This window comes from Caulobacter sp. LjRoot300 (assembly GCF_964253875.1).
GTDB lineage: Bacteria > Pseudomonadota > Alphaproteobacteria > Caulobacterales > Caulobacteraceae > Caulobacter.
This window is the reverse complement of the sequence record NZ_CAXUSA020000001.1, coordinates 956088-982791: the sequence shown is the minus strand read 5'-3', so window position 1 is coordinate 982791 and position 26704 is coordinate 956088. Positions and strand designations below refer to the sequence as shown.

The following is a 26704-nucleotide window of genomic DNA, read 5'->3' as shown; positions in this document are numbered from 1 at the left end:
CGCGCCTGGGGATTGCGGCCGTTCCTGCGGCTGCGGGATCGGTGCGTCTGGGCGCTGATCGTCGTCGAGGCGCATTGGCTCGCGGCGCCGCCGCCGGTGCGCGCGCCGCTGCGCGCGCTGGCGCGCCTGCGGTTCCTGCGGCGATGGATCCGCGTTGGCTAGAGCGCCAAGCCTACGACTCCAGAGCCTTTCGGCCTCGGCGTCGCCGCAGGCGTACGGCCAGTTCGCCGAGTCCCAGGCGATGCACGATCCGTCCGGCCAGCCGGCGCGCCAGGCTGGGGCGCCGCATCTCGTGCGGATTGTCGACCGGGGTGAACGGAAAGGCCCTGCGGAATTTGGCGTCGGCGCGCTCGTCGATCTCGGCGCCCGGCCGACCGGCCGCCGCCTCCGTGATCCGGGCGTCGAACAGCGCGATCATTGTTCCGTAGCCGTAGGCCGGGTTCAAGGCGATCTCGGCATAGGCGTTGGTGATGATTTCGGCCACCCGTTCGGGATCGCGCAGCACCGCCGCCACCGCCGCCATGTTGCCATGGTCCTTGTCGAGGGGGACATAGTGCCGCCACGGCTCGAGGACGCCCGAATACCGTCCTGGATAGGCGATGACGAGCGTGCGCAAGGCGATCGCTTCGAACACCCTGGGCGAGATCTGGGCGATGTCGATCTGGTCTTCCTGGCCAGCGAAGAACCGGTCGCGCAGCATCTCGTACGACGGCTTCTTGGCGAGGGCGGGGATCGGGTGCGGGCGCTCGACCAGGGCGGCGAAGCTTTCGGTGCGGGCGGCGACCGCGCCGTCGAAGTCGAAGACGCTGGCGCCGCTTTCCACGGCCAGCACGGCTTGGCAGTTGCGGATGAACTTCACCCAGTCCCGGCCGTACAGCCGGCTGCGCTCGGACCAGGCGATGTCGGTCGAGAGGCCGAACCGCGGGGCGTCGCGCTTGAACAGCTTGCCGATGCGGACCTTCTCGCGCCCTTGCTCGCCATGCCAGGCCGGATAGGTCCGGCCGCGATAGCCGACCATGGTCTTGCGGGCCGACAGGGGAATGGGCGGATAGTGCGTCAGCCAGTGCGGCACGTAGCCGGTCAGCACCTGCTGGGTGCCCAGCCCGCTGACGCGCCCGTAGATCCGCTCGGCCTCGGCCGGCCCCAGGCAGGTGAAGACCAGGTCCACGCCGCACGCCTCCAGCGCATCGAGGGTGGCGTTGACGAAGCGGTATTCGTCCTGGATGAACACCGCCTTGGCGCCGCGGAAGGCGGCCAAGGCGCGGCGCGAGCGCGGCCCGACGAAGGTCTCCATCGCCAGGAACAGTGAATAGTGGATCACGACCGCGTCGAAGGTCTCCAGCTTCACGCCGTCGAAGATTTCCCCGACGCGCGAGAGCACCCGGACCTCGTGACGCGAATAGCGGACGAAGGCGTTGATGTGGTCGCAGACCGTGGCCGCGTTGGCCGGGTCGTAGTTGCAGGCCAGCAAGATGCGCAGCGGCCGCGCCTCGTCCGCCAGCGAACTCTGAATCGCCTCGTGTGGCGATGCGTCGTGCCCGGGCAGCGGCGGCGCGCGGGGACGGTCGTGGGTGTCCTTCATGGGCGGGCTCCCGTCGCCGCGGACGGCGCGTCGAGGCGCTCGGCGACGAAATGGGCGATCGTCGCGACGATCCGCTCGGCGGCGTCGCCCGCGCCGTAGTCGTCGATCTCACGCCGAGGCCGATAGTCGTTCACGGTCCACAGCCGGTTCCAGCCCGCCTCCACCGTCTCGCTCCATTCGGTGTCGTCCCGCAGGGTGACACAGGGCTTGCGATGAAAATAGGCCTCCTTCTGCAGGCCGCCGGAATCGGTGAGCACCAGGGCGCAGCCGGCCAGCAGCCGCTGCATGTCGATCGGGCCCAGGGGCTCGATCACCCTCAGGTCGGCCAGGTCGACGCCCAAGCGGCCGGCCGCCTCGCGGGTGCGGGGGTGCAGGGGCAGGACCACGGGCAGGCGGGCGGCGTGCTGGCGCAGATAGCCGACGGCGGCGGCCAGGCTGGCGGCGCTGTCGGTCGTCGCCGTCCGGTGCAGGGTGGCGACCGCATAGGCACCGGACGTCAGGCCCAGGCGGCGCACAACGCCGTCGCTCTCGCTTCGGTCGGGCAAGGCGGCCATGGCCAGGACCGCGTCCTGCATCACGTCGCCGACATGGAAAACGCCCTCGACCAGCCCCTCGCGCGCCAGGTGGCCGACCGCGGCGCGGGTCGGCGCGAACAGCAGCCGGCTCAGATGGTCGACGACCACGCGGTTGGTCTCCTCGGGCATGGTGCGGTCGAAGACCCGCAGGCCCGCCTCGACATGGGCCACCGGCACGCCGGCCTTGGCCGCCGCCAGGGCTCCGGCCAGGGTGGAATTTGTGTCGCCATAGACGATGACCAGGTCGGGAGCGTGGCGGGCGATCACCCCGTCGAGCGCCGCCAGCATCCGTCCGGTCATCTCGCCGTGCGTGCCGCCGTGGACCCCCAGGTTCTCGACAGGATCGGGCAGGTCCAGCTCGCGGAAGAAGCTGTCCGACAACGCCGGGTCGTGATGCTGGCCGGTATGGACCATCACCTCGGCCAGGCCCGGCGCGCGGGCGATGGCGCGGCTGACCGGCATGGCCTTGACGAACTGCGGCCGGGCGCCGACCACGGTCAGCAGGCGGCCCGGGGCGCCGGTCATCACGCCGGCTGCTCCAGGCGGCCCTGGGCCAGGCGGGCCCGCACCCGCGCCGCGACGCGGTCCAGGCCCTCGTCCAGCGAGACCTTCGGCGTCACGCCCAGCAGGTCGCGCATCCGCGCCAGGCTGGGCTGCTTGGCGGCGGTCATCCGGGCGGGCAGGTCGTTCAGGGTGATCAGCGACGGCGGGGCGTCCAGCCGCGCCCGCAGCCCCTCGGCCAGGTCCTGGATCGGCGCGACGTCCGAGTGGCCGATATTGATCACCGCGTGCTCGTCGAGGCCGGCGGCGGCCTCGATGGCCCGCACGGCGTCGGAGATGTGCAGCCAGCCCCGGGCGCTGCCGCGATGCACCTCAATGGGTCGGCCCCGCGCCAAGTCGTGGGCGAAACGGATCATCGCCGAGCGGTGGTCACCGAAGTCCTCGTTCTCGTCATAGATCATGAACGGCCGCAGGGTGACCGCGCGCAGGCCGTGCTGGGCGACCTCGTAGTCAACCAGCCGCTCGCCCAGCAGCTTGGTCAGGCCGTAGCGGTTGTTGGGCCGGGGGACCGTGGCGACCTCGTCCATCGGCCCGTCGGTGGGGCCATAGACCTCGGACGTCGAGAAGTAGACCAGCCTGGCGTCGGCGGCCTGGGCCAGCAGGATCACGTTGTTCAGCCCGCCCAGATTGGTGCCGACCGCCAGGCTGGAGGCCTGTTCGCAGGTCACCCGGCTGACCACGGCGGCCAGGGCGAAGATCACGTCCGGCTTCCAGCGCAGGGTGGGGATCAGGTCGGCCGGCTGGTTGATGTCGACCTGCAGGTAGTCCCTGCGCCAGCCGGGCTTGATGTCGGCGCACAGCACCTCCCAGTCCTGGCCGCGCAGGTGGGCCGCCAGGGGCTTGCCGATATTGCCTTCCGATCCGATGACCAGGGCCCGCTTCATCCGACGCTCGCTGACTGTTCTTCGCTGGACGTGTCGGGCGGGTCGTCGCCGAAACCCGACAGGTTGATCACCCGCCGCAGCGCCCCGGATCGTTCGGCGTAGCGGTCGCCGGTGCGGGGGCAGACCAGGTCCTCGCCCAGCACCTCGCCGGCGTGGCTGACCCAGCCGACCCGGCGGGCCGGCACGCCGGCCATCAGGGCGAACGGCGGCACGTCGCGGGTGACGACCGCGCCGGCGGCGATCAGGCACCAGGCGCCCAGGTCGTGGCCGCAGACGATCGTCGCATTGGCCCCGATCGTCGCCCCGCGTCCCACCCGGGTGGACCGGAACTCGGCCTTGCGGTCGATCTCGGCGCGCGGCGTCGCGACATTGGTGAACACGCAGCTGGGGCCGCAGAACACCCCGTCCTCCAGCACGACGCCGGCATAGAGGCTGACATTGTTCTGCACCTTGCAGCGGTCGCCCAGCACCACGCCGGGGCCGATCGCCACGTTCTGGCCGATCACGCAGTCCTGGCCGATCCGGGCCCCGGCCGCGACATGGCTGAACCGCCAGACCCGCGTGCCGGCGCCCAGCAGCGCGCCGGCCTCGACCTCCGCCGAGCGGTGGACCCAGGCGGGCGGACGGACCGAGGGCGTGGCGGCGGTCATCTCAGGCCTTCACGATCTTCGCGGCCAGGGCGGTATCGACCTTGGCGGCGGCGTTGCGGGTGTCGATCACCAGCGGCGTCTCGCGGACCAGCCGCTCATAGTCGAACGCGTCGTGGTCGGTGACGATGATCGCGCAGTCGAAGCCGGCCAACGCGCCGCCGCCGATGTCAACCGACAGCATCAGGGTCTCGCCGACGACCAGTTCGGGGGCCAGCGGATCGTGGTAGCTGACCCGGGCGCCATGGCTGCGCAGGATCTCGATGATGTCGCGGGCCGGGGTCTCGCGGGTGTCGTCTATGTTGCGCTTGTAGGCTACGCCCACCACCAGGATATGGGCGGCGATCGGCGAGCGGCCGCGCGCGGCCAGGGCCTCCAGCGTCTTGTCGACCACCCGCCGGGGCATGGCCCGCGAGATCTCGCCGGCCAGTTCGACCATCTTCAGGCTGGCCCCCTCGGCCCTGGCCCGCCAGGCCAGGTAGAACGGGTCCACCGGAATGCAGTGGCCGCCGACGCCGGGGCCGGGAAAGAACGGCATGTAGCCGAAGGGCTTGGTCTGGGCGGCGTGGATCACCTCCCAGACGTCGATGCCGAGGGCCTCGAAGCTGACCTTGAGCTCGTTGGCCAGGGCGATGTTGACGAACCGGAACACGTTCTCGGTCAGCTTGACCGCCTCGGCGGTGCGCGTGTCGCTGACCGGAACCGTGACGGTGATGGCGTCGTACAGCGCGCAGGCCACGCGGCGCTCGGCCTCGGAGTCGGCGCCGACGATCTTGGGAATCGAGGCGGTGGTGAAGGTGCGGTTGCCGGGATCCTCGCGCTCGGGCGAATAGGCCAGGGCGAAGTCGCGGCCGGCGCGCAGACCCGAGCGCTCCAGGATCGGCTTGAGCACCTCGGCGGTGGCGCCGGGGAAGGTGGTGGACTCCAGCACGACCAACTGGCCTGGTCGCAGCACGGCCGCCAAGGTCTCGGCGGCCTCGACGACGTGGCTCAGGTCGGGGGCGTTGTGCGAGGTGATCGGGGTCGGCACGCAGATCAGCAGGGCGTCGGCGCGGGCCAGGACGTCCGGTGAGGCGGTCACGGCGAAACCCCGTCCGCGCATGGCCGCCACGCGGGCGTTGGTGAAGTGGCTCAGATAGGACGACCCCCGGGACAGGCTGGCCAGGCGCGTCTTGTCCAGGTCGAACCCGATGACGCCGAAGCCCGCCGAGCAGAAGGCCTCCGACAGAGGAAGGCCGACATAGCCCATGCCCACCACGCCGATCACGGCCTCGCGTTGCAGGATCTTCCGGGTCAAGACTTGAAAGTTCGACACCAGATCGTCGTCGCCACGGAATGGAACCGTCGGGATATGAACGTTCATGGGCCCCTCGTGGTCAGGGCGTTCTTATTCGCGATCGACGCGCCCTTCGACATGGCAGGATCGTACGCGGGGAAAGCCTTCCCGCAAAGAGGTTTTGGCCAAGGTATATTCATTACGGAAGTACGTACTTTGTCTGACTATTGGTATTTTCCGCCATAAATACTTTGGCAATGAAAGTGTTCGAACAATGTTATGCGGAATGTTGCGAAATAATGCGTGTGTCCCGACTAGCTTCGAAGTCGATCGAGGTCATGAAGCAATTGCACTTCGACGCGTTCGAGCACGCGCTGCACGCGAACACCTTCATCAATACCCGTCATTGGGGTGTCTCGGGTTTGGCAACATTGGATGAAGTGCCGGATTTCCCTGGTCAGGGGCGGCTCGGCGGTCAGATCGACGAAGCGCGGCTCGCTTCCGGAGGCGATCGGGCCGGCGGAGGTCAGGGTCACCGCCTGCTCGCGCCGCATCAGCTTCTCCGGCCAGGGGCGGACGTCGTCGAACACCAGGGCGCCGGTCTCGCCGACCACCACCAGCTTCTGCTCCTTGACCGGGCTGAGCCAGCTGGCGGCGACATGGGCGTGGAGCCCGCCGGAAAAGCCGAGATCGGCGTGGACCTCGTCGGCGACGCCGGGGGTGACGAACGCCCGCCCGGTGGCCTCGACGCTGACCGGCGCGGCGTCGGCCAGGGCCAGGATCATCGAGACGTCGTGAGGCGCCAGGCTGAGAAAGGCGTTCTCGTGCGTGCGGACCCGGCCAAGGCTGAGCCGCGAGGCGCCGATGTAGCGCAGGGCGCCGATCTCGCCGCGGGCGACGATGGCCGCCAGCGCCTCGAACGCCGGGTGATGGCGCAGCAGATGGCCGACCATGAACACCCGGTCCGAGCGGGCGGCGTCGGCGGCCAGGGCCTCGGCTTCGGCCAGGCTGGAGGCCAGGGGCTTCTCGACGAAGACGTCCTTGCCGTGGTCCAGGGCCAGGCGGCAGAGCGCGGCGTGGGTCGGGGCCGGCGTGGCGATGACCATGGCGTCCAGGCTAGAGTCGTCCAGGGCCTGGGCCTGGGGCAAGGCGGGAACGTTCCAGGCTTCGGCCTGGCTCTGGGCGGCGTCGGCCTCGGTGTCGACCACGGCGCCCAGCACCCCCAGTTCCGCGCAGGTCCGGACCAGGTTGCGGCCCCACGCGCCGCAGCCGACCACGGCGACACGGGTCACATCGGCTCCTTCGGCGGAGCGAGCCAGCTTAGGGTCAGGTGCGTCTCGTCCGCCGCCGCCAGGGCGAAGCCCAGTCGATGATAGAGCCGCTGGGCCGCCAGGTTGTCGCGGGCCACCTGCAGCGTCACCGGCGTTCCAGCGGCGGCGGCCTCGTCCATCAGCGACCGCAGCACCATCTCGCCGATCCCCTGCCCGCGCCGCTCGGGGACCACGGCGATGTCGATCAGGTGCAGGGTGTCCGCGTTCCGGTCCGTGGCCAGCCGTCCGACCGGCTCGCCGCCGACCGTGACGATCTCCAGCCGGGCGCGCGGATAGGCGGCCTGGTAGCCCTGGATCTGGGCGTTGAACTGCTGCTCCATCACCTTGGCCAGCATCTCGGCGGGCAGGGAGATCTGGTCCCAGCCCGGACCGCGGGAAGTGCGGAACAGGGCCAGGCGGAAGGGTGCGTCGGCCTCGGTCTCGGGACGCAGCGCAACGTGGGCCGCCGCCGGAGATAGCACGCTTGCCTCTTGCGGACGTGATGCGCGAAGCTCTTCCCGTCCAGGTGGCGAGATCGTCATACTGGCCGCGCTTCGATTCTGATCCGAGGGATTCCATGGCCGCCCAGTTCGTCGCCCTGACCGCAGACGCCTTCGCGCCTCACCTGGGCGCGTCGTTCAGGGTGGAGGGCGGACGCCACGTGCTGTCCCTGAGCGAGGTGGAGCGGCTGGAGACCCAGCCCGGCCACGGCGATCCGACCTACCAACCGTTCGTGCTGATCTTCAGCGGCCCCCCCGGCGACGTGCTCGCCGAGGGGATGCACACGCTCGCGCGCGAAGGCGGCGCGGACGCGGGCGCCTACGACCTCTACCTGATCCCGGTCCATACGCCCGCGGCGGGACGTCAGGACTACCAGGCGGTGTTCAACTGAAGCCACGCGACACGTCCAAGGCCTAGTTCCGGGAGGGGAAGATCCCCTGCAGGGCGATGCAGATGTTCAGCACCAGGAAGGGCTGGCGGTTTTCGTGCGGCTGGCTGCCGCCGGCGATTCCCAGCGCCTGAGGGGCCATGGGCGCCGCGGGGCTCAGCGTGGTGCTGTACATGTTGAACCCGATCGGCGCGCCGGAGCTGGGCTTGCCGTAGGTCTGCCCGAAGCTGTTGCCCGTCGCCGCCGTGGCCACGTTGGTGTCGCCGGCGTGGGTGGCGTCGGCCTTCAGGAAGTGCAGGTGCTGCGGCATTTCGGTCTGGATCAGGGTGTGGCTGTATTCGCCGACGACCGCGCCCTGGGGATAGCTTGAGCTCAGGTGGGCGGGGACCAGTGTCCGCAGGTCCGGCAGGGCGAAGGTGGTCGTGCCGTTGCCGCCGTAGGTGGTGCCCAGCAGCGAGAACAGGGCCTGGTTCTGCTGGATGGACAGCAGTTGGCCGTTGCACTGGGCCCAGTATTTCGGAGCGAAGTTGAAGGACATGATCCGCAACTCGCCCATGTATGGCGTACCCATGAGTCTTGCTCCTCGTGTTGGTCGCGGGGGTTAGTTGCGAGCGGGGAAAACGCCCTGCAGGGCGATGCAGTAGTTCAGGAACAGGGTCGGCATCATGTTGTTGTGCGGGACCGAACTGCCCGCCAGGCCGATGCTCTGGGCCGGCAGTTGCACGGCCGGCGGCGTCGGGCTGTAGAACAGGCCCCGGGTGGCCGACTGGAAGGTGCCGAAGAAGGCCTGGGCGGGCTGGTTGTTCGCCGCGGCGGTGACTGTGCCGACAACCGTGGTCACCACCGGCGAGTGCGTGTGCATCGGCATCTCGGGCTCGAGCACCGTCACGTTCGGCGCGCCGCCGGTCTGGCCCAGGTCGTAGACCGACAGGCCGGGGCCCGGCTGGTTGCGCCCGATATGGATCGGAATACTGCCCATCAGATTGGGCAGGGCGAAATTGGTGGTGCCGTTGCCGCCATAGGTGGTGCCCAGCAGCGAGAACAGCGCGGTGTTCTGCTGGATCGGCAGGAGCTGGCCATTGCACTGCGCCCAGCCCCTCGGAGCGAAGTTGAAGCCGAAAATGCGGATCTCCGCGACGAATTGATCACTCATCTCTTTGAGTCTCCAAAGGATCTTCGGGCGGGACGCATCAGCTCGGGGACGGATAGACGCCGTAGAGCGAGATGATGAAATTGATGCCCAGATAGGGCTGCATGTTCTCGTGCGGCTGGTTGCCGCCGCTGGGCGTGGTCGATGCGGCCGACAAGGCGACCTGTTCGTTCGCCGCGTTGTACGGCTGGTAGGCGAACAGCACTGTGCCGCCCGGCCCCTGGCTGGAGATCATGGTCTGGGTGGTGGGCGTGCTCGCCGCGCCCGGCGTCGAGGCCGCGTAGAGGGGGTGAGTATGTTGCGGCAACTGCTGGGGCGAGAGGGTGACGGCTTCCACGCCGGTTATCTGGCCGATGATGTAGGTCTGGCCGTTCTTCGAGCCCTGGTGGCTGGGAACCCGGCCCCGCAGGTCGGGCATCCCGAACGTCGACTGCCCGTCGCCGCCATAGGTGGTGCCGATCAGATTGAACAGCGTGTCGTTCTCGGAGATCGACATCAGCTGCCCGTCGCACATCGCCCAACCGAGCGGCGGGAAGTTGCCCCCGAACATGCGGATCTCACCAACATAAGGCTCGGCCATGGCTGTTTCCCTCGCTCCCAAAGGTCTTTTTAAGCGCAAGTCTTAGGCGCGCGACAAGGTGACTAAACCTTAAGTCGTGGTTGTTTCTTGACCTTGATTAAGAACAGCCGCCCCCGCCTTGCGATTGTCCCTGTCGTAACTCACTATCCTGAGCTGCACAACAGATAGTCGAACATTGTTCGCCGATCCGCGTATGTCTACTTGTGCGCCCCTAAACTCCCCGTTAAGGTTGCGTTCGCGTTCAACTAAAGCAAGGGGGGAGTCAAATGCGCAATTTATGCGCTCGCATGCGCGACTTTCCGTCTTCGCATCGCGCGACGGCCGGCCGCGCCGCCGCTCCCACGGCCTCTCGCACTGCGTCCATTTCATGCGGGGCGCGCGCCCCGAGGGCGTCCCGCTCGCGTCAGCCGACGCGCGGTTTCGCCAAGGCAAAGGACTGATCCATGCCGTTCTCTGGCCAACTGTGGTACATGACCGAAGGCGGCGACGCCGACACGCGCCTCGTCCGCATCAATGACGACGGCACCACCAGCACAGTCGTCATCGACAACGGCGGAGCCGGCACGGGCGACGACAAGCTGCCCAGCTCGTTCACCTCCGACATCGGCGTGGACACGGCGGCGGGCTTCTATTTCGCTATCGCCAGCAGTTCGGCCGACAACAACGCCGTCCTGGTGCGCGGCGTGATCGGCAGTTCCGCGGCCCCGACCGTCGTGGTCAGCACGATCCCGACCGCCACCCTGGTCAACACGATCGAGGTCGATCCGTTCACCCGCAAGATCTACGTCGGCTCCCAGGACGGCGCGGGGACGCCGAACGGCGCCATCACCGGCATCCGGGTGTATAGCTACGACGCCGCCGGAAACATCACCGACAACGGCTTCCTCGTCACCGCGAACACCGACGACAGGGGCGACGTCAGCGGCTTCAAGGTTCTCGATCCCCAGGATTTCGCGCTCGATCGTACGATCACCGCGGGCGGCCGGCTGTTCTACAGCGAAAGGGTCGACGGCCTGACGTACGGGCTGTTCCGCCTGGATCTCAACACCCCGACCCTCGCCACCGACATGCTCGCCGCCAACCTGTTCCCGTCGGACGGCAGCAACGGCCAGATCATCGACCTCGAGGTCGACGAGAGCAACCACAAGCTCTATTTCACGACCCGTTCGCTGGCCCCGTCGGGCGGCGGCAGCGACTACGACGCGAACGACAACGCGATCTGGTACATCGACGCCAGCGCGTCAGGCGCCACCCCCACCCGGGTGACGCTGACCGGCCTGCCGGGCGGCAACGCCTACTACGGCGGCGACATGACGTTCGACCAGTCGACGCGCCAGCTCTATGTCGAGAGCGAAGAGACCATCAACAACAACGACGACGTGATCTACGTCTTCCAGCTGAACGCCGCCGGCACCTCGGCCAGCCTGATCCGCACGATCACGCCTTCGCCCGCCTTCGGCGCCGGCACCGGCTCCAACATCGAGGGGATGACCTTCACGGACCTCGTGGCCCTGTCCGTCGCCGGCACGGCAACGGCCATGAACGAGCAGCAGGCGGCCGCGACCACCGTGCTGTCCGGCGCGCCGACCATCACCGACACCGACGGCGACCACCTGGCCAGCGCCACGGTGCAGATCACCGGCGGCACGTTCTCGTCCAACGAGGCCAGCACCGCCGACGACCATCTGGGCTACGGCGCCGGCAAGCAGATCGCCGGCCCGATCGCGGGCACCAACATCACGGTCGCCTGGAACGCCGCGACCGAGACCCTCAGCCTGACCGGCTACGACACCATCGCCAACTACCAGGCGGTGCTGGCGGCCATCACCTACTGGACCACGGGCGACAACCCGACGAACTATGGCGCCAACACCAGCCGTACCGTCACCTGGACCGTCAGCGACGGCACGCCGGGCGTGCTGGCCGGGTCGGTCAACAGCGGCACGACCACGATCAACATCGCGGCGGTCAATGACGCGCCGGTCAATGGCACGGTCTCCAGCGCCACGGGCAACGAAGCGACCAACATCGCCGTCACCGGCCTGCAGGTCAGCGATGTCGACGCCAATCCCGCGTCGGCCGTCGTCACGGTCACCCTCGGCGTGACCAAAGGCGTGCTGACGTTGCGGACGGACGTCGCGAGCGGCCTGGTGTCCGGCGACATCGTCGGCAACGGCGCCGGCTCGGTGACCATCACAGCCACGATCAACAAGATCAACACCACCCTGGCGGCCAGCAACGGCCTGGTGTTCCTGGGCAATGTCGGCGTCAGCGGCACGGACACCCTGACGGTGGTGACCAGCGACGGCGGGGCCGCCGGCTCGGGCGGCGTGCTGAGCGACACCGACGGCTACACCATCACCATCATCGGGGTGAACGACGCTCCGGTCGTGGCCGGCGACGGGACCGAAGCCCTCGCCGCGACCAACGAAGAGGTCGCTAACGCGGCCCTGACCAATACGGTCTCGACCCTGTTCAGCGGCCAGTACAGTGACGCCGACACCGACGCCTTCGCCGGGGTGGCCGTGACCGCCAACGGCTCCGCGGCCGGCACGGGCCAATGGCAGTACTATAACGGCTCGACCTGGGTGAACATCGGCGCGGCCTCGACGGCGGCGGCGGTGACGATCGCCGCCAGCGCGCCGATCCGCTTCCTGCCCGCCACCGACTTCAACGGCCCGGCCCCGACCCTGACGGTCAAGCTGGTCGACGCGTCGGGCGGCGCCCTGACCAACGGCGCCGTCGTCGACACCACCACTAGCGGCGGTTCGACGCCCTACAGCACCGGCACGGTGGTGCTGAGCCACGCGGTCACCGCGGTCAACGATGCGCCCACCGTCACCGGCGGCTCGGCCGTCAGCCTGACCACCATCGGCGAAGATTCCGCGCCCGGAGCCGGCCAGACGATCTTGTCGCTGTTCGCCACCGCCGGCCACTTCTCCGACGCCAAGGATCAGGTGTCCGGCGGCTCCTCGGCCAACGCCTTCACCGGCGTGGCCGTGACGGCCAATGCGGCGACCGCGGCCCAGGGCGTCTACCAGTATTTCGACGCCGGGACCTGGCACGACCTGCCGGCGGTCTCGACCGCCGTCGCCTTCGTCCTGGACGCCAGCACGCTGGTGCGCTTCGTGCCGGCGGCCGACTATTCGGGCACGGCCCCGGCCCTGACCGTCTCGATGATCGAGGACTCGTCCGGCGCGGTGACCACCGGCGCGACCGCCGACCTGACCACGACCGGCGGCTCCACGCCCTACAGCGCGGCCCTGACCCTGAACGTCGTGGTCACCCCGACCAACGACGCGCCCGTGGCCAGTGGTTCGGCCACCCTGACGGCGGTCAACGAAGACACCGCCGCCCCGTCGGGTCAGACGGTCTCGACCCTGTTCGGCTCCCATTTCAGCGACGCCGACTCCGACGCCCTGGCCGGGGTGGCGATCACCGGCAACGCCGCGACGAGCCAAGGGGTCTGGCAGTACTTCAACGGCGCCTGGACCACGATCGGTTCGCCCAGCGAGTCCACGGCCCTGGTCCTGGCGGCGGGCACGCTGCTGCGCTTCCTGCCGGCCGCCAATTTCAATGGCGCGGTCCCGGCCCTCACCGCCTATCTGATCGACAACTCCGGCGGCGCGGTGACCACCGGCGCGCCGCTGGACGTCAGCGTCAACGGCGGCCAGACCCGCTTCAGCGACGCCAGTATCGACCTGACCACCAGCATCACGGCCGTGAACGACACGCCGGTCGTGCCGGCCAGCGCCACCACGGTCGGCGCCACCGAACAGACGGCGGCCGTCCTGCTGGGCTCGCTCACGGTCTCCGACGTCGATCTCGACGCTCGCAACGGCGGCAACGGCGACTACAGCGGCGCCAGTTTCACGGTGCAGCGCGCCTCGGCCAACGCTGCCGACACCTTCGGCTTCGGCTCGGGCGGGCTGTTCACGGTCAGCGGAAGCAATCTGCAGGTCGGCGGCCTGACCTTCGCCACCTTCACCAGCGTCGGCGGCGTGCTGACGATCACCTTCGACAGCTCGGCCACCGCGGCGACCACCGCGGTGGTCAACGATGTCATCGACCACATCAGCTACACCAACACCAGCGATGCGCCGCCCGCCAGCGTGACGCTGAACTACACGCTGGACGACGGCGCGCCGGGCGGCGGGCAGGGCGCGGGCGGCGTGGCCACGGCCGGCGGCTCGGTGCTGGTCAACATCACCAAAGTCGACGACGCCTACACCGGCGGCGCCAGCATCGTCGGCACGGCGGCCGAGGACCAGGTCCTGACCGCCGTCTCGACCCTGGCCGACGTCGATGGCCTCGGTCCGTTGCAATACCGGTGGCAGTCCAACCCCGGCAGCGGCTTCGTCGATGTCGGCGGCAACCAGTCGACCTACACCTTGGGCGATGGCGACATCGGCGCCACGGTGCGGGTGATCATCAGCTACACCGACGGCGGCGGCACGGTGGAAACGGCGACCAGCGCGGCGACCGCGACCGTCACCGCCGTCAACGACGCCCCCACCGGCGGAGCCTCGATCACCGGCGTGGCCACCGAGAACCAGGTGCTGACGGCCGACACCTCGACCCTGGCGGACCCCGATACTCTGGGCCCGCTGCACTATGACTGGCAGCGCAACAGCGGATCGGGCTTCGTCAGCATCGGCGCGGCCGACCAGGCGACCTACACCCTGGGCGACGCCGACGTGGGCGGCACGGTCCGCGTCGTGGTCAGCTACATCGACGGCCAGGGCTTCGCCAACAGCGTGACCAGCTCGGCCAGCGCGGCCATCGCCGGGGTCAACGACCCGCATACCGGTATTGCGTCGATCACCGGCACTGTGGCCGAAGACCAGGTCATTACCGCCGTCTCGACCCTGGCCGACATCGACGGTCTGGGGCCGCTGCACTATCAGTGGCAACTCGACACCGGTGGCGGTTTCTCCAATATCGGCTTCGATCAGGCGACCTACACGCTCATTGACGCCGACGTCGGCGGCGCGGTGCGCGTGGTGATCAGCTACACGGACGGTCAAGGCTTTGCCGAGTCGGCGACCAGCGCCGCCATCGCCGTGGCCAACGTCAACGACGCCCCGACCGGCGTGGTGACCGTCACCGGCACGCCGACCGAGAACCAGGTGGTGACCGCCAACACCGCCGCCCTGGCCGACGTCGATGGCCTGGGCGTGCTGACCTACCATTGGCAGCGCAACACCGGCTCCGGCTATGTCGACATCGCCGGGGCGGCCAACCAGGCGACCTATACCCTGGGCGACGCCGACGTGGGCGGCACGGTCCGGGTGAGGATCACCTATACCGACGGCCACGCCACGGCCGAGACCGTGTTCAGCACCGCCACCGCGGCCATCGCCGGGGTCAACGACCCGCACACCGGCGGCGCCTCGGTCACCGGCACGCCGACCGAGAACCAGGTCCTGACCGCCGTCTCGACCCTGGCTGACGTCGATGGCCTGGGCACGCTGCACTACCAGTGGCAGCACAACGTCGGCTCGGGCTTCGTCAACATCGTCGGCGCCGCGGACCAGGCGACCTACACCCTGGGCGACGGCGACGTCGGCGGGGTGGTCCGGGTGGTGGTCAGCTACACCGACGGCCAGGGCTTCGCCGAGTCTGCGACCAGCGCCTCCACGGCGTCGATCTCCAACGTCAACGACGCTCCGACCGGCGGCGTGGCGGTCACCGGCACGACCACCGAGAACCAGGTGCTGACGGCCAACACCGCGACCCTGGCCGACGTCGACGGCCTGGGGACGCTGCATTACCAGTGGCAGCACAACGTCGGCTCGGGCTTCGTCAACATCGTCGGCGCGGCCGACCAGGCGACCTACACCCTGGGTGACGGCGACGTGGGCGGCACGGTCCGGGTGGTGGTCAGCTATGTCGACGGCCAGGGCACGGCCGAGGCCGTGACCTCGTCGGCCAGCCCGGCCATCGCCGGGGTCAACGACCCGCACACCGGCGGCGCCTCGGTCACCGGCACGCCGACCGAGAACCAGGTCCTGACCGCCGTCTCGACCCTGGCCGACGTCGATGGCCTGGGCACGCTGCACTACCAGTGGCAGCACAACGTCGGCTCGGGCTTCGTCAACATCGTCGGCGCCGCGGACCAGGCGACCTACACCCTGGGCGACGCCGACGTCGGCGGGGTGGTCCGGGTGGTGATCAGCTACACCGACAACCAGGGCTTCGCCGAGTCGGCGACCAGCGCCTCGACGCCGGCGATCGCCAACGTCAACGACCCGCACACCGGCGCAGTCGCGATCACCGGCGCGACGAACGAAAACCAGGTCCTGACCGCCGACACCTCGACCCTGGCCGACGCCGACGGGCTGGGCGTGCTGCACTACCAATGGCAGCGCGACAGCGGCTCCGGCTTCGTTAATGTCGGGGCCGACCAGTCGACCTATATGCTGGCGGCCGCCGACGTCGGCGCCGTCGTCCGGGTGGTGACCTCCTATGTGGATGGTCAGGGCACGGCCGAGTCCGCGACCAGCGCGGCCACGGCGACGATCCTGCCCGCCAATGGTCCCCATACCGGCGGGGTCAGCGTCACCGGCGCGGCGACGGAGGACCAGGTCCTGACCGCCAACACCTCCAGCCTGGCCGACCCCGGCGGCCTGGGCGCGTTCCACTACCAGTGGCAGCGCAGCACGGTCTCGTCGGGCTATGTCAATGTCGGGACCGACCAGGCGACCTACGCCCTGGGCGACGCCGACGTCGGCTCGCAGATCCGCGTGGTCGTCAGCTATACCGACGGCCAGGGCGTGTTCGAGAGCGAGACCAGCGGTCCGACCGCGGCCGTGGCCAATGTCAACGACGCGCCCACCGGCGCGGTGACCATCACCGGTACGGTCGCCGAAGACCAGGTGCTGACGGCCTCGTCCAGCCTGGCGGATGCGGACGGCCTGGGCGCGCTGCACTATCAATGGCAGCGCGACACGGGTTCGGGCTATGTCAATGTCGGGAGCGACCAGACAACCTACGCGCTGGGCGACGCCGACGTCGGCGGGACGGTCCGCGTGGTGGTCAGCTATACCGACGGCCACGGCACGCCGGAAAGCAAGACCAGCGCCTCTACCGCCGTGGTGGCCAATATCAACGACGCGCCCACCGCCGCCAACGACGCCGGCGCGGTGGCCCAACGCCTGACGGTCACGGGCTCGGTCCGCGCCAACGACGCCGATGTCGACAACGCCCTCGCGACGCTGACGGTGACCAATGTCGCCTACAACGCCACCCACGTGGACCAGGCCGTCGTCTCGGGCGGCACGGTGGTGAACGGCGCCAACGGCAAGCTGACGATCAATCCGGATGGCGCCTACAGCTACGTGGCCGACCATGAGGGACTGGTCGTCGGCCAGGTGGTGACCGACACCTTCGACTATACGATCAAGGACCCCTCCGGGGCGTCAGCGACGGCCCAGCTGACCGTGACGGTCACCGGCTCGGCCACCGGCGACGCCAATGCCAACATCCTGATCAGCGACGGTTCGGCCCATACCCTGACCGGACGCGGCGGCGCCGACACCCTGACCGGTGGCGGCGGGGCGGACGTGTTCGGCTACGAGGCCATCGGCGACAGCACCATCGCGGCCTTCGACACGATCACCGACTTCACCCATGGCGCGGACACGCTGCAGCTGACCCCGCTGATCACCGGCACGACCAAGCTGACCCTGACCACCGACGGGACGGACAAGATCCTGTCCATCGACCTGGACGGGGACGGCGCGGCCGAGGGCCAGATCAAGACGCTGGGCCAGGGGCTGGAAGTGACCGATATCGTCACCGGCGTGGCCGGCTTCGGCTTCACGATCAACGGCTCGACGGGCGCCGACACCCTGACCGGCGGCTCGGGGGGCGACATCATCAATGGCGGCGGCGGCGCGGACTCGATCCGCGGCGGCGGCGGCGGCGATACCCTCGCCGGCGGGGCCGGAGTCGACACCTTCCTCGTCGGCGCCGGCGACTCGACCATCCTGCACTGGGACACGATCACCGATTTCGCGACGGGCGAGGACAAGCTGGACATCTCGGCCGTCGACGCCGGCACGGTGGCGATCGCCCGCTTCGGCTCCAGCACCTTCGTCTATTTCGGCTCGGGCTCGGGCGCCGGCGTCGTGCGGATCACAGGCGACATCAAGACGTCCGACCTGATCGTCAGCGGCGCCGTCCATGGCTATACGCTGTACGCCGGCAGCGGCGTCGAGACTCTGACGGGCACGGCGGGGGCCGACGTCCTGGTCGGCGGCTCGGGGACCACCACCCTGAACGGCGGCGGCGGAGCCGACATCCTCTACGGCGGGTCCGGGACCGACACCTTCCAGTACACGGCGATCTCGCAGTCCAACTTCGCGAGCTACGACGTGATCTTCGGCTTCGACTCCGGCCACGACAAGCTCGACATCTCGGCGATCGACGGCGGCAAGATCACCATCGCGCGCTACGAGGGAACGACCTTCGTCTATTCGGCGCCGGACGGCGGCGGCGCCAACCAGGCCGTGGTCGCGGTGTCGGGGACCTCGCTGAAGGTCACCGACCTGGTCACCAGCGGCGGGGCGGGCCAAGCCTTCGTCCTGGTGGGCGACGGCGCCAGCCACAATGTCGCGGACACCCTGGTCGGCGGCGGCGGGGCCGACATCCTCTACGGCCTGGACGGCAACGACATCCTGACCGGCGCGGGCGGGGCCGACTTCATGCTGGGCGGCGCCGGGGCGGACACCTTCGTCTACACCTCGGCCGCCGAAAGCTCGCCGATCGCCACGGACCTGATCTTCGACTTCAGTTCCGCCCAGGCCGATAAACTGGACCTGAGCGGCATCGACGCCAATTCCGGCACGGGCGCCAACGACGCCTTCTCGGTCGTGACCAGCTTCTCCGGCGTGGCGGGCCAGCTGATCATCGCCGCGCCGGACAGCTCGGGCTACTACCATGTCTCCGGCGACGTGAATGGCGACGGCGTAGCCGATTTCGTGATCGCCCTCAGCGTGACCGGCACGCTCACCTCGGCCGACATCCTGCTGTAGGGAGCGGGCGGCCAGATCATTCTCGAGATTGATCTGGCCGCGCCTCGACGTCGCCGCTTGCCGCGGGGGCCAGCCACCGAAGGCCGGCCCTGTCGTTTGCCTTCACCTGGCCTGGCTCATCACCGCGATCATTCCCGCTGTCCGGGCCCTGACCTCCGGCGAGGCCAGGCAACTGGCGACAGCCTCGTAGCCCGACGCGCCGGGATAGGGGGCGACGCGGATCGGCGGGGCGTGGTTGGCCGGACAATGGAGGACGGTCTCGCCGATCCCGAGGGCGGCCAGATCAAGGATCGCGCTGGACCGCGTCAACAGGAACACCGGCCGCGCGTCCGGGCCGCGCCGGCGCAGCCAGGCGACCAGCGCCGCCTGGGTAGAAGCGTCCAGCCCCTGTTCGGGCATGTCGATCACCAGGGCGGCGGTGGTCTCGGCCTCCAGCACGGCCAGCAGCGCCAGCAGGTCGTCGGACGGCGTGGCGCCGTCCTCGACCAGCCAGGCCCGCGTCCGGTCGACCCGCGCGGCCAGGGCGGGATCGGCGTCGAGGCTCGCGCGGACCGCCGCGCCGCCATCGGCCGTCCGGTCCAGGCCCAGGAAGACCGCGCCAAGCAGGGCCTCGGCCAGGCTCAGGGCCAGCCGCGTCTTGCCGCTGCCCAGCGGGCCGGTGATGTAGGTCAGGGGCGGGATGTCGCTCAGGACGAACGGCTCGCCGCCCCAGGGCCAGGGCAGGTCGAAGGCGACGCTGGGACAGGCGGCCGCCGCCAGCAGCCCCGCCAGGTCCTCGGCGTCGGGGGCTTGGCCGCGCGCCAGGCCGGCGCGTAGCGCACGAACCTTTTCGACCTGGCCGGCCAGCTGGCGGCCCTGCCGCTCCAGCCTGGCCTGGTGCGCGGCCAGGGCCGGCTCCAGGGCCAGCGTGTCGCCGCTCAGCACCTGAGCCACCTGGGCCAGGCTGAGGCCCAGAGCGCGCAGGGCCACGACCTGACCGGCTCGCACCATTTCGTCGGGCCCATAGGCCCGCCAGCCGGCCGCGGTGCGCCCGGGCGCGACCAGGCCGCGCTGCTCATAGAGCCGCAGGGCCTTGGCCGAGACGCCCAGCCGCCGGGCGGCCTCGGAGGGGCTCAGGAAACGGACGGAAGGACGCACGGAATCACCTCGTTGGCGGCTGACCGTCGTGCTTATCGAGGCGGACCCAGGGGCCGGGTCAATGGGCGTTCCGTTCGAATCTCGTGCTAATCGGTCTGAACCTTGATGGAGCCGACGCGCCCGATGACCTGCAAGACGCCGCTGCAAGCCCTGATCCTCCTGGCCGCGCTCTGCCTGGCGCCGGCCCTGGCCGCGGCCGGGCCCCGCGTGACGATCCCGCTGGCGACCTGGACCTTCGCCAAGGGCGACTCCACGACGGCCCAGGCCCCCGCCTTCGACGACCGCGCCTGGGAGAGGGTGCGCCTGCCCCACACCTACAACGCCGCCGACGGGGCCGACGGCGGCGGCTATTATCGCGGACCGGCCTGGTATCGGACCCGCCTGGTCGCCCCGGCCCGCAAGGCCGGCCAGCGAGCTTTCCTGGAGTTCGACGGCGCGGCCCTGGTCTCGGAGGTCTGGGTCAACGGCCATCCCGTGGGACGCCACGCCGGCGGCTATGCCGGCTTTCGCTTCGACGTCAGCGACAGGATCGTCGCCGGCTCTAACCTGGTGGCGGTGCGGGTCGACAACGCCAGCCACAAGGACGTCGCGCCGCTGGGCGGCGACTTCACGGTGTTCGGCGGCCTCTACCGGCCCGCCCGCCTCGTCATGACTGACGCGGTGCACGTCGACATGCTCGACCACGGCGGCCCGGGCGTCTACGCCACGCCCTCGGCGGTCAGCGCCGACGGCGCCGACCTGTCGGTGCTGGTCCGGGTGCGCAACGACCAGGCCGCGCCCGCCCGCGTCGCCGTACGCTCGCGCCTGCTGGACGCGAACGGCAAGACGGTGGCGACCTTGTCGGGCTCCGTGGAGGTCGCGCCTGGAGCCGTCGCGCCCGCCAGCCTGACGACCCGCGTGACCGCGCCGCGCCTGTGGCGAGGACGGGCCGACCCCTATCTGTACCGGCTGGTGACCTCGGTCGGCGACGACACGGTGACCGTGCCGGTCGGCTTCCGCGCGATCGCCGTCGACCCCGCGCGCGGCTTGCTGCTGAACGGCCAGCCCTACGGCGTGCACGGGGTGAACCTGTTCCATGGCGGGCGGCCGGCCAGGGGCCTGGCGGTCGGCGACGCCGAGATCGACGCGGACTTCGCCATCCTACGCGACCTGGGCGCGACCGGCCTGCGCTTCGTGCACTTCCAGCACCCGCGCCGGGCTTATGAGAACGCCGACCGCGACGGCTTCCTGGTGTGGACCGAGATCCCGCTCAACAGCGTCGCCGACGATGGTCCCGCCTTCGCCACCAACGCCGCCGAGCAGCTGCGCGAGCTGATCCGCCAGAACTACAACCATCCCTCGGTGGTGACCTGGGGCCTGGCCAACGAGCTCTACCGGTCCGACGCGGCGACCGCGAAACTGCTGTCGGGCCTGCAGGCCGTGGCCAAGGCCGAGGACCCGTCGCGCCCGACGGTGCTGGCCGACTGCTGCAAGCCCGAGACCGATCCCCAGGCCCTGCACACCGACCTGATCGGCCAGAACCGCTATTTCGGCTGGTACGACGGCAAGCCCGAGGACATCGGCCCCTGGGTGGAGGCGGTCCACGCCAAGAGCCCCGACCGGCCGCTGGCGATCAGCGAATACGGCGCCGGGGCCAGCGTCCTGCAGCAGGAAGACCCGCCGCGCCGCCCGGTCGCCAAGAGCCGGTGGCATCCCGAGCAATACCAGGCCCTGTTCCACGAGACCTATTGGCGGGCTCTGCGCGACAAGCCGTGGCTGTGGGGGACCTTCGTCTGGGTCGGCTTCGACCTGGCGTCCGACGGCCGGGACGAGGGCGACCGTCCGGGGATCAACGACAAGGGCCTGGTCACCTACGACCGCAAGGTCCGCAAGGACGCCTACTATTGGTACCGCGCCAACTGGACGACGGCGCCGATGGCCTACATCACCAGCCGCCGGGCGGTGGTCCGCGACACGGCGGCGGTGACGGTGAAGGTCTACGCCAATGTCCCCGCCGTCTCGCTACGCCTCAACGGGCGGGACCTGGGACGCGCGCCGGTGGTCGACCATGTGGCGACCTGGCCGGTGACGCTGGCGCCGGGCGTCAACCGGATCGAGGTCGAGGGCGGCGGAGCGCGGGACGCGGTGACGTGGACGCTTGCCGCGTCGAAAGTGGAATAGATTAGGCCATGTCATCCCGGACGTAGCGAAGCGAAGATCCGGGACCGCCGGAAGCGCCGAGTTCACGCGTCGGTCCCGGATCTTCGCGCGGCGCGCTCGTCCGGGATGACAATGGTCTTTGACCAACTTCAGCTTAAGAAAGCCGCTTCGCCTAGGCGAACACCACCGTCTTGGCGCCGGCGATCAGCACACGGTGCTCGACGTGCCAGGTCACAGCGCGGGCCAGCACGGTGCATTCGACGTCGCGGCCCAGGGTGACCAGATCGTCGGGGGTGTGACTGTGGTCCACCCGGTGGACGCCCTGCTCGATGATCGGGCCCTCGTCGAGGTCGGTGGTCACGTAGTGGGCCGTGGCGCCGATGATCTTCACCCCGCGCTCGAAGGCCTGGTGGTAGGGCTTGGCGCCCTTGAAGCTGGGCAGGAACGAGTGGTGGATGTTGATGCACTTGCCCGACAGTCGCGCGCACAGGGCCGGCGACAGGATCTGCATGTAGCGGGCCAACACCACCAGGTCGACGTCCAGGTCGTCGACCAGCTTGAGGAACGCCTCCTCCTGCTCGGCCTTGTTGGCCTTCGTCGTGGGCAGGTGGAAATAGGGCAGGCCGCTCCATTCGGTGAACGAGCGCATGTCCTCGTGGTTCGACACCACGCCGACGATCTCGACCGGCAGCAGGCCGGCCCGCCAGCGGTGCAGCAGGTCGAACAGGCAGTGGCCGAACTTCGACACCGCGATCAGCACCTTGGGCTTGGCGCCCGCGTCGTGCAGGGCCCAGGTCATGCCGAAGCGCTTGGCGATCAGCTCGAAGCCGCGGCGCAGGTCGTCGATCCCCGGCATGTCGCCGTCGGGACGGAACACGGTGCGCATGTAGAACTGGTCGGCCAGGCCGTCGTTGAAGTGGCTGCTCTCGACGATCGAGGCGTCGTTGTCGGCCAGGAAGCCGGACACGGCGGCGACCACGCCCTTACGGTCGGGGCATTGCAGGATCAGGATGTAGCGGTCGGCGGCGGTCTGGGCGTCCATGGCAGGGGTCGTAGTCGACCTGGGCCGCACGGCCAAGCCGCATTGTTCTGACAGGGCTTTTACAAAAGCACGCCTCGACGAAAACGGGCCGCGACCGCCGACACGGTCGCGACCCGCTCCAGGCCGGTCGAAGGGGATAGACCGGCTGGAACCCTAGAACTTCACCGCCAGCGAGACGCTGTAGTTGCGGTCGGGCTGGGTGTAGGCGTCCTTGACGGCGGAGTTGTCGGCCAGGCCGCGCACGTCGCTCCACCAGGCGTAGGTCTGGCCGGTGATGTTGAACACGCCGCCGCGCAGGGTGACGTTGTCGGTCAGGTTCCAGTAGGCGGTCAGGTCGAGCACGGTGAAGGCCTTGGGCATCCAGCAGTAGTCCGAACCGGTCTGGGTGCGCGGCGCACCGTTGACGACCACCGTCGTGCTGCAGCTGACGCCCGAGCGGCCGGTCGACTCCTTGGCCGAGCGCACGGCGTTCAGTGCGCCGCCGAACCGGCCGGCCGGGTCGCGGTACGACAGGCCCGCCGCTAACTTGACGGGATCGACCGAGGTCAGCGGGACCTTGCGGCCGTTGTTTTCCGAATTGCCGCGGGCGTAGGAGGCCGCGCCCTGCAGGGTGAAACCGCCGCCCAGCTCGGCGGCGAACCGGGCCTCGGCGCCGGTGATCTCGGCCTTGGACTGGTTGATGTACTGGTAGACGGCCGGGTCGGTGGCGGTGAAGGTTCCACGCACCTGCACCTGCTCGATGAAGTCGTCGTACTGGCCGTTGAAGCCGGTGACGCTGGCGTTCCAGGTCGGGCGGTTCAGGCGCAGGCCCAGCTCGAAGGTCCGGCTGGTCTCGGGCTTCAGGTCGGGGTTGGAGATCGACCTGTAGTTCGAGGCCAGGTTGGCGAAGCCGTTGTTGACCTGGGACGGCGAGGGGGCCTTGAAGCCGGCGGCGGCGTTGGCGAACACGGTCACCAGGTCGGTGGCCTTCCACACCAGGCCCAGCTTGGGCGAGACGTGGCTTTCGCTCTGGCTGGCCGGGACATTGGCGGTGAACAGGGCGTCCCGCTTGGGCTCCAGCCTGTAGTAGTCGAAGCGCACGGCTGGATAGACGGTCACCGGGCCCACGGCGATCTCGTCCTGCGCATAGGCCCCGGCCAGGGTGTAGTCGGTGGTCGGGAAGGCGCGGGTGGGGAAGGTCTCGCCGGCCGGCGGGATCGTGCCGTCGCGCACGCCCTCCTGGCGGGTGAGCGAGGCGTCGCCGCCCCAGACGACCTTGTGGGTCACGCCGCCGATCGTCGCCTGGCTGTGCAGCTCCAGCGCCGCGCCGAACACCTCGTTGTCGAAGGTGGCGTCGCGGGTGCGATCGGCGGCGGTGTTGCGGTCCTCGGCCGAATACTGCCGGGTGGTGCTGTCCTGGTAGTAGAGCGTCGTCGTGGCCGACCGGATCAGGCCCTGGCCGTCGGCGAAGCGGTGGTCGAGGCTGACGCGGTCGCGCTTGATCTTGTCCCAGGCGGTCAGGCCCAGCACGCTGGTCGCGGCCAGGGGCGGCTTGGCGATGGCGCTCAGCACCGTCCAGTCGGTGTCGCGGTCCAGATGGTCGTAGGTCAGCCGCAAGCGGTTCTGGTCGTTCAGGGTGTAGACCACCCGCCCCAGGACGGCGTTGGACCGGTTGTCCTCGGGGTTGGCGGTGGTGCGGTCGGTGTTGGCCGCGTCGTTGGTCCCGGCGGTCTTCTGGCCCTCGCCGTCGCGGCGGGTATAGGCGACCATGGCCTCCCAGGCCCCAGACTGGCCGGCGGCCGTCAGGCTTTCGCTCCAGCTCGCGTCGGCCGAGGCGTAGCCGACGCGGCCGCGCAGGCTGAACGCCTTGCCGGCCTTCAGCAGGTCGGACGGGTCCTTGGTGAAGTAGTTGACCGAGCCGGCCAGGCCGTCGCTGCCATAGAGGGCCGAGGCCGGGCCGCGCACGATCTCGACCGACTTGAGGGTGTCGAGGTCGACATAGTCGCCGCGCCCCATGTTCTGGGCCCCGAAGGCGTAGCCATCCGGCACGCGCACGCCGTCCACCAGGATCAGGACGCGGTTGCCTTCCAGGCCGCGGATGTTGAAGCCGGCGTTGCCGTCGCGGCCGGTCGAGGCCCCGGCGGCGGTGAAGCGGGCCGGCGCGCTGCGCACCGAGACGCCGGGCTCGAAGCGGATCAGGTCCTTGATGTCCTTGACCAGGCCGTCCTCGATGTCCTGGTCGGAGATGACGCTGGCGGTCACCGGGGCGTCCTGCAGCTTGGTCTCCGAACGGGTGGCGGTGACGGTCACCCTGTCCAGCTCGACGGCCGCGTCGGCGGCGGTGGAGGCGGCGTCGGCCGCGTCGGCCGCCCGGGCGCAGAGCAGGGCCATGGCCGAGACGGCGGCGAAGCTGGCGAGCTTGAGGCGAGACATCGAGGACCCCCGGGGTCTGATACATGCGAACCATTCGCATCTGTTGGCGGAGGACCTACGAGCGTCGGATCACTCGGTCAAGCTAAATGCAATTGATTCTCAGAATCATTCCTATTAGAGCCGAAGGCGACGCTTCATCGGGATCCGGAGACTTTCAGCCATGCGCCGCTCGCCCTCGTTCGCAGCCTTCCTGGCCGGGGTCGCCTTCACGGGCGTCCTGGCCGGCGCGGCCCAGGCCCATTCGCCCTACCTGCTGCCCAGCGCCTTCGACGTCACCGACCGCAAGCTGGTGACCGTGCAGGGCTCGTTCACCGAAAGCTTCTTCAGTCCCGAGGTGGTGATGAAGTCCGACGCCTGGGCGGTGGTCGGGCCGGATGGCGCGCGCAAGCCGCTGACCGCCACCAACCTGCGCGAGCTGGCCCTGGTCGAGGTCGCGACCGAACAGCCCGGCACCTATCGGATCACCACCGGCCAGCGCACCGGCCGCACCGCCAAGGCCGTGCTGGTCAAGGGCGACTGGGTGTTCCTGGAAGATCCCGCCAAGGCCCCGGCCGGGACCACGCCCGTCGACATGCAGAGCCTGACCCTGGCCGACGTCTATGTGACCCGCGGCGCGCCCAGCACGGCCGCCCTGGCCCCGATCGGCAAGGGTCTGGAGTTCGTCGCCGTCACCCATCCCAGCAGCATCTTCACCGGCCAGGAGGCCCAGTTCACGGTGCTGTTCGACGGCAAGCCGGTGGCCGGGCAGGCGATCACCCTGCACGCCGGCGACGACCGCTACGCCGACGCCAAGACCCCGCCGGTCACCCTGACCAGCGACGACCAGGGCCGGTTCACGGTCAAGGTCGCCCGCTCGGGCGTCTACCAGATCCAGGCTCGCTACCGGGTGGCCCCGACCGCCGCCGACGCGACCGGCCGCTCCTACACCTACGCCCTGACCTTCGAATCCCTGCGCTGAGAAAGATCCGTCCGATGACCCGCAAGATCGCCCTCCTGGCCGCCGCCGCCTCACTCTGTGTCGCCTCCCCGGCTTTCGCCGCCTCGCACGCCCGCGACACCTTCATCAAGGAGCAGGACCTCAACGGCGACGGCTCGGTCAGCAAGGATGAGTTCAAGGCCGGCCGCGACAAACAGTTCGCCGGCGTCGACGCCAACCGCGATGGCGCCCTGTCGCACGACGAATATGTCGGCGAGTTCACCGCCCGGCTGACAAAGCGCCTGGCCGCCTCGACCGACACGGCCGAGAAGAAGGAAGAGGAGCGCGTGCGCCAGCTGCGCCAGGCCGACGTGCGCTTCGGCGTGCTCGACACCGACAAGAGCGACGGCATCACCCCGGCCGAGTTCGACTATTCCGGCTGGCGGATGTTTGTCACCCACGACACCAACAAGGACGGCGCGGTCTCGGCGGCCGATCCTGTGGCCGAGGACACGAACTGATCGAGATCCAGGGCTGGGGACAGGCGCATGCGTCTGTCCCCAATT

At 69.6% G+C, this 26704-nt stretch carries 19 protein-coding genes; 6 read left to right on the top strand and 13 right to left on the bottom strand.

What is annotated here, in order from left to right; genetic code table 11:
* The first annotated feature begins 12 nt into the window (after positions 1-12).
* The gene (locus ACSQ2G_RS04555) at positions 13-162 is read left to right on the top strand and encodes a hypothetical protein (protein WP_436028630.1); all 150 of its coding nucleotides are present in this window, start codon (positions 13-15) and stop codon (positions 160-162) included.
* Positions 163-172: 10 nt separating this feature from the next.
* On the opposite strand, the gene ACSQ2G_RS04550 is transcribed toward ACSQ2G_RS04555, so the two are convergent.
* From ACSQ2G_RS04550 to ACSQ2G_RS04520, 7 genes are all read right to left on the bottom strand, one after another.
* Entirely contained in the window at positions 173-1582 is a 1410-nt protein-coding gene (locus tag ACSQ2G_RS04550) for a hypothetical protein (protein WP_436028628.1), read from the bottom strand.
* Positions 1579-2682, bottom strand: coding sequence for a non-hydrolyzing UDP-N-acetylglucosamine 2-epimerase (gene wecB / locus ACSQ2G_RS04545; RefSeq protein WP_436028626.1), 1104 nt, complete (start codon positions 2680-2682; stop codon positions 1579-1581). The genes ACSQ2G_RS04550 and wecB overlap by 4 nt, the downstream gene beginning before the upstream one ends.
* Entirely contained in the window at positions 2682-3602 is a 921-nt protein-coding gene (locus ACSQ2G_RS04540) for an NAD-dependent epimerase/dehydratase family protein (RefSeq protein WP_436028624.1), read from the bottom strand. The genes wecB and ACSQ2G_RS04540 overlap by 1 nt, the downstream gene beginning before the upstream one ends.
* On the bottom strand, positions 3599-4252 hold the full coding sequence (locus ACSQ2G_RS04535; protein ID WP_436028622.1) for an acyltransferase: 654 nt from the start codon (positions 4250-4252) through the stop codon (positions 3599-3601). Before ACSQ2G_RS04535 ends, ACSQ2G_RS04540 begins: the two co-directional genes overlap by 4 nt.
* A gap of 1 nt (position 4253) precedes the next feature.
* The gene (locus ACSQ2G_RS04530) at positions 4254-5612 is read right to left on the bottom strand and encodes a nucleotide sugar dehydrogenase (protein WP_436028620.1); all 1359 of its coding nucleotides are present in this window, start codon (positions 5610-5612) and stop codon (positions 4254-4256) included.
* A 227-nt stretch (positions 5613-5839) separates the two neighbouring features.
* On the bottom strand, positions 5840-6817 hold the full coding sequence (locus ACSQ2G_RS04525) for a Gfo/Idh/MocA family protein (protein ID WP_436028618.1): 978 nt from the start codon (positions 6815-6817) through the stop codon (positions 5840-5842).
* On the bottom strand, positions 6814-7317 hold the full coding sequence (locus ACSQ2G_RS04520; protein ID WP_436028616.1) for a GNAT family N-acetyltransferase: 504 nt from the start codon (positions 7315-7317) through the stop codon (positions 6814-6816). Before ACSQ2G_RS04520 ends, ACSQ2G_RS04525 begins: the two co-directional genes overlap by 4 nt.
* A gap of 95 nt (positions 7318-7412) precedes the next feature.
* Here ACSQ2G_RS04520 and ACSQ2G_RS04515 point away from each other — a divergent pair, with 95 nt between their 5' ends.
* Positions 7413-7727 carry a DUF6916 family protein gene (locus ACSQ2G_RS04515; RefSeq protein ID WP_436028614.1) on the top strand — a complete coding sequence of 105 codons (315 nt, stop codon included), beginning with the start codon at positions 7413-7415 and terminating at the stop codon, positions 7725-7727.
* A gap of 22 nt (positions 7728-7749) precedes the next feature.
* Here the strand turns inward: ACSQ2G_RS04515 and ACSQ2G_RS04510 are convergent, their stop codons facing one another.
* The 3 genes from ACSQ2G_RS04510 to ACSQ2G_RS04500 are packed head-to-tail and all read right to left on the bottom strand — an operon-like array spanning position 7750 to position 9454.
* The gene (locus ACSQ2G_RS04510) at positions 7750-8295 is read right to left on the bottom strand and encodes a phage tail protein (protein ID WP_436028612.1); all 546 of its coding nucleotides are present in this window, start codon (positions 8293-8295) and stop codon (positions 7750-7752) included.
* 30 nt (positions 8296-8325) lie between these two features.
* The gene (locus tag ACSQ2G_RS04505; RefSeq protein WP_310086584.1) at positions 8326-8877 is read right to left on the bottom strand and encodes a phage tail protein; all 552 of its coding nucleotides are present in this window, start codon (positions 8875-8877) and stop codon (positions 8326-8328) included.
* 37 nt (positions 8878-8914) lie between these two features.
* The gene (locus ACSQ2G_RS04500; protein ID WP_436028609.1) at positions 8915-9454 is read right to left on the bottom strand and encodes a phage tail protein; all 540 of its coding nucleotides are present in this window, start codon (positions 9452-9454) and stop codon (positions 8915-8917) included.
* A gap of 443 nt (positions 9455-9897) precedes the next feature.
* On the opposite strand from ACSQ2G_RS04500, the gene ACSQ2G_RS04495 reads away from it, so the two are divergent.
* A complete protein-coding gene (locus ACSQ2G_RS04495) occupies positions 9898-18492 on the top strand; it encodes a M10 family metallopeptidase C-terminal domain-containing protein (RefSeq protein ID WP_436028607.1) in 8595 nt (2864 codons plus the stop codon).
* Positions 18493-18594: 102 nt separating this feature from the next.
* Here the strand turns inward: ACSQ2G_RS04495 and ACSQ2G_RS04490 are convergent, their stop codons facing one another.
* A complete protein-coding gene (locus tag ACSQ2G_RS04490; RefSeq protein ID WP_436028605.1) occupies positions 18595-19629 on the bottom strand; it encodes a MerR family transcriptional regulator in 1035 nt (344 codons plus the stop codon).
* Between the two features lie 123 nt (positions 19630-19752).
* On the opposite strand from ACSQ2G_RS04490, the gene ACSQ2G_RS04485 reads away from it, so the two are divergent.
* Positions 19753-21789 carry a glycoside hydrolase family 2 TIM barrel-domain containing protein gene (locus tag ACSQ2G_RS04485; protein WP_436028603.1) on the top strand — a complete coding sequence of 679 codons (2037 nt, stop codon included), beginning with the start codon at positions 19753-19755 and terminating at the stop codon, positions 21787-21789.
* Positions 21790-21940: 151 nt separating this feature from the next.
* Here the strand turns inward: ACSQ2G_RS04485 and purU are convergent, their stop codons facing one another.
* A complete protein-coding gene (gene purU / locus ACSQ2G_RS04480) occupies positions 21941-22810 on the bottom strand; it encodes a formyltetrahydrofolate deformylase (RefSeq protein WP_436028602.1) in 870 nt (289 codons plus the stop codon).
* 153 nt (positions 22811-22963) lie between these two features.
* Positions 22964-25222 (bottom strand): TonB-dependent hemoglobin/transferrin/lactoferrin family receptor, encoded by a 2259-nt coding sequence (locus ACSQ2G_RS04475; protein ID WP_436028601.1) that lies wholly within the window; start codon positions 25220-25222, stop codon positions 22964-22966.
* 160 nt (positions 25223-25382) lie between these two features.
* Between ACSQ2G_RS04475 and ACSQ2G_RS04470 the strand changes: the two genes are divergently transcribed.
* Positions 25383-26180 (top strand): DUF4198 domain-containing protein, encoded by a 798-nt coding sequence (locus tag ACSQ2G_RS04470; protein ID WP_436028599.1) that lies wholly within the window; start codon positions 25383-25385, stop codon positions 26178-26180.
* 14 nt (positions 26181-26194) lie between these two features.
* Entirely contained in the window at positions 26195-26659 is a 465-nt protein-coding gene (locus ACSQ2G_RS04465; RefSeq protein ID WP_436028597.1) for a hypothetical protein, read from the top strand.
* The last annotated feature ends 45 nt before the right edge of the window (positions 26660-26704 follow it).

Excerpts from the sequence above, each read along its gene's own strand:
- ACSQ2G_RS04495 (WP_436028607.1), top strand. The coding sequence starts at position 9,898 with ATGCCGTTCTCTGGCCAACTGTGGTACATGACCGAAGGCGGCGACGCC.
- ACSQ2G_RS04535 (WP_436028622.1), bottom strand. The coding sequence starts at position 4,252 with ATGACCGCCGCCACGCCCTCGGTCCGTCCGCCCGCCTGGGTCCACCGC.
- ACSQ2G_RS04505 (WP_310086584.1), bottom strand. The coding sequence starts at position 8,877 with ATGAGTGATCAATTCGTCGCGGAGATCCGCATTTTCGGCTTCAACTTC.
- ACSQ2G_RS04470 (WP_436028599.1), top strand. The coding sequence starts at position 25,383 with ATGCGCCGCTCGCCCTCGTTCGCAGCCTTCCTGGCCGGGGTCGCCTTC.
- ACSQ2G_RS04465 (WP_436028597.1), top strand. The coding sequence starts at position 26,195 with ATGACCCGCAAGATCGCCCTCCTGGCCGCCGCCGCCTCACTCTGTGTC.
- ACSQ2G_RS04530 (WP_436028620.1), bottom strand. The coding sequence starts at position 5,612 with ATGAACGTTCATATCCCGACGGTTCCATTCCGTGGCGACGACGATCTG.
- ACSQ2G_RS04485 (WP_436028603.1), top strand. The coding sequence starts at position 19,753 with ATGACCTGCAAGACGCCGCTGCAAGCCCTGATCCTCCTGGCCGCGCTC.
- ACSQ2G_RS04550 (WP_436028628.1), bottom strand. The coding sequence starts at position 1,582 with ATGAAGGACACCCACGACCGTCCCCGCGCGCCGCCGCTGCCCGGGCAC.
- ACSQ2G_RS04510 (WP_436028612.1), bottom strand. The coding sequence starts at position 8,295 with ATGGGTACGCCATACATGGGCGAGTTGCGGATCATGTCCTTCAACTTC.
- ACSQ2G_RS04500 (WP_436028609.1), bottom strand. The coding sequence starts at position 9,454 with ATGGCCGAGCCTTATGTTGGTGAGATCCGCATGTTCGGGGGCAACTTC.
- purU (WP_436028602.1), bottom strand. The coding sequence starts at position 22,810 with ATGGACGCCCAGACCGCCGCCGACCGCTACATCCTGATCCTGCAATGC.
- ACSQ2G_RS04475 (WP_436028601.1), bottom strand. The coding sequence starts at position 25,222 with ATGTCTCGCCTCAAGCTCGCCAGCTTCGCCGCCGTCTCGGCCATGGCC.
- wecB (WP_436028626.1), bottom strand. The coding sequence starts at position 2,682 with ATGACCGGCGCCCCGGGCCGCCTGCTGACCGTGGTCGGCGCCCGGCCG.
- ACSQ2G_RS04515 (WP_436028614.1), top strand. The coding sequence starts at position 7,413 with ATGGCCGCCCAGTTCGTCGCCCTGACCGCAGACGCCTTCGCGCCTCAC.
- ACSQ2G_RS04540 (WP_436028624.1), bottom strand. The coding sequence starts at position 3,602 with ATGAAGCGGGCCCTGGTCATCGGATCGGAAGGCAATATCGGCAAGCCC.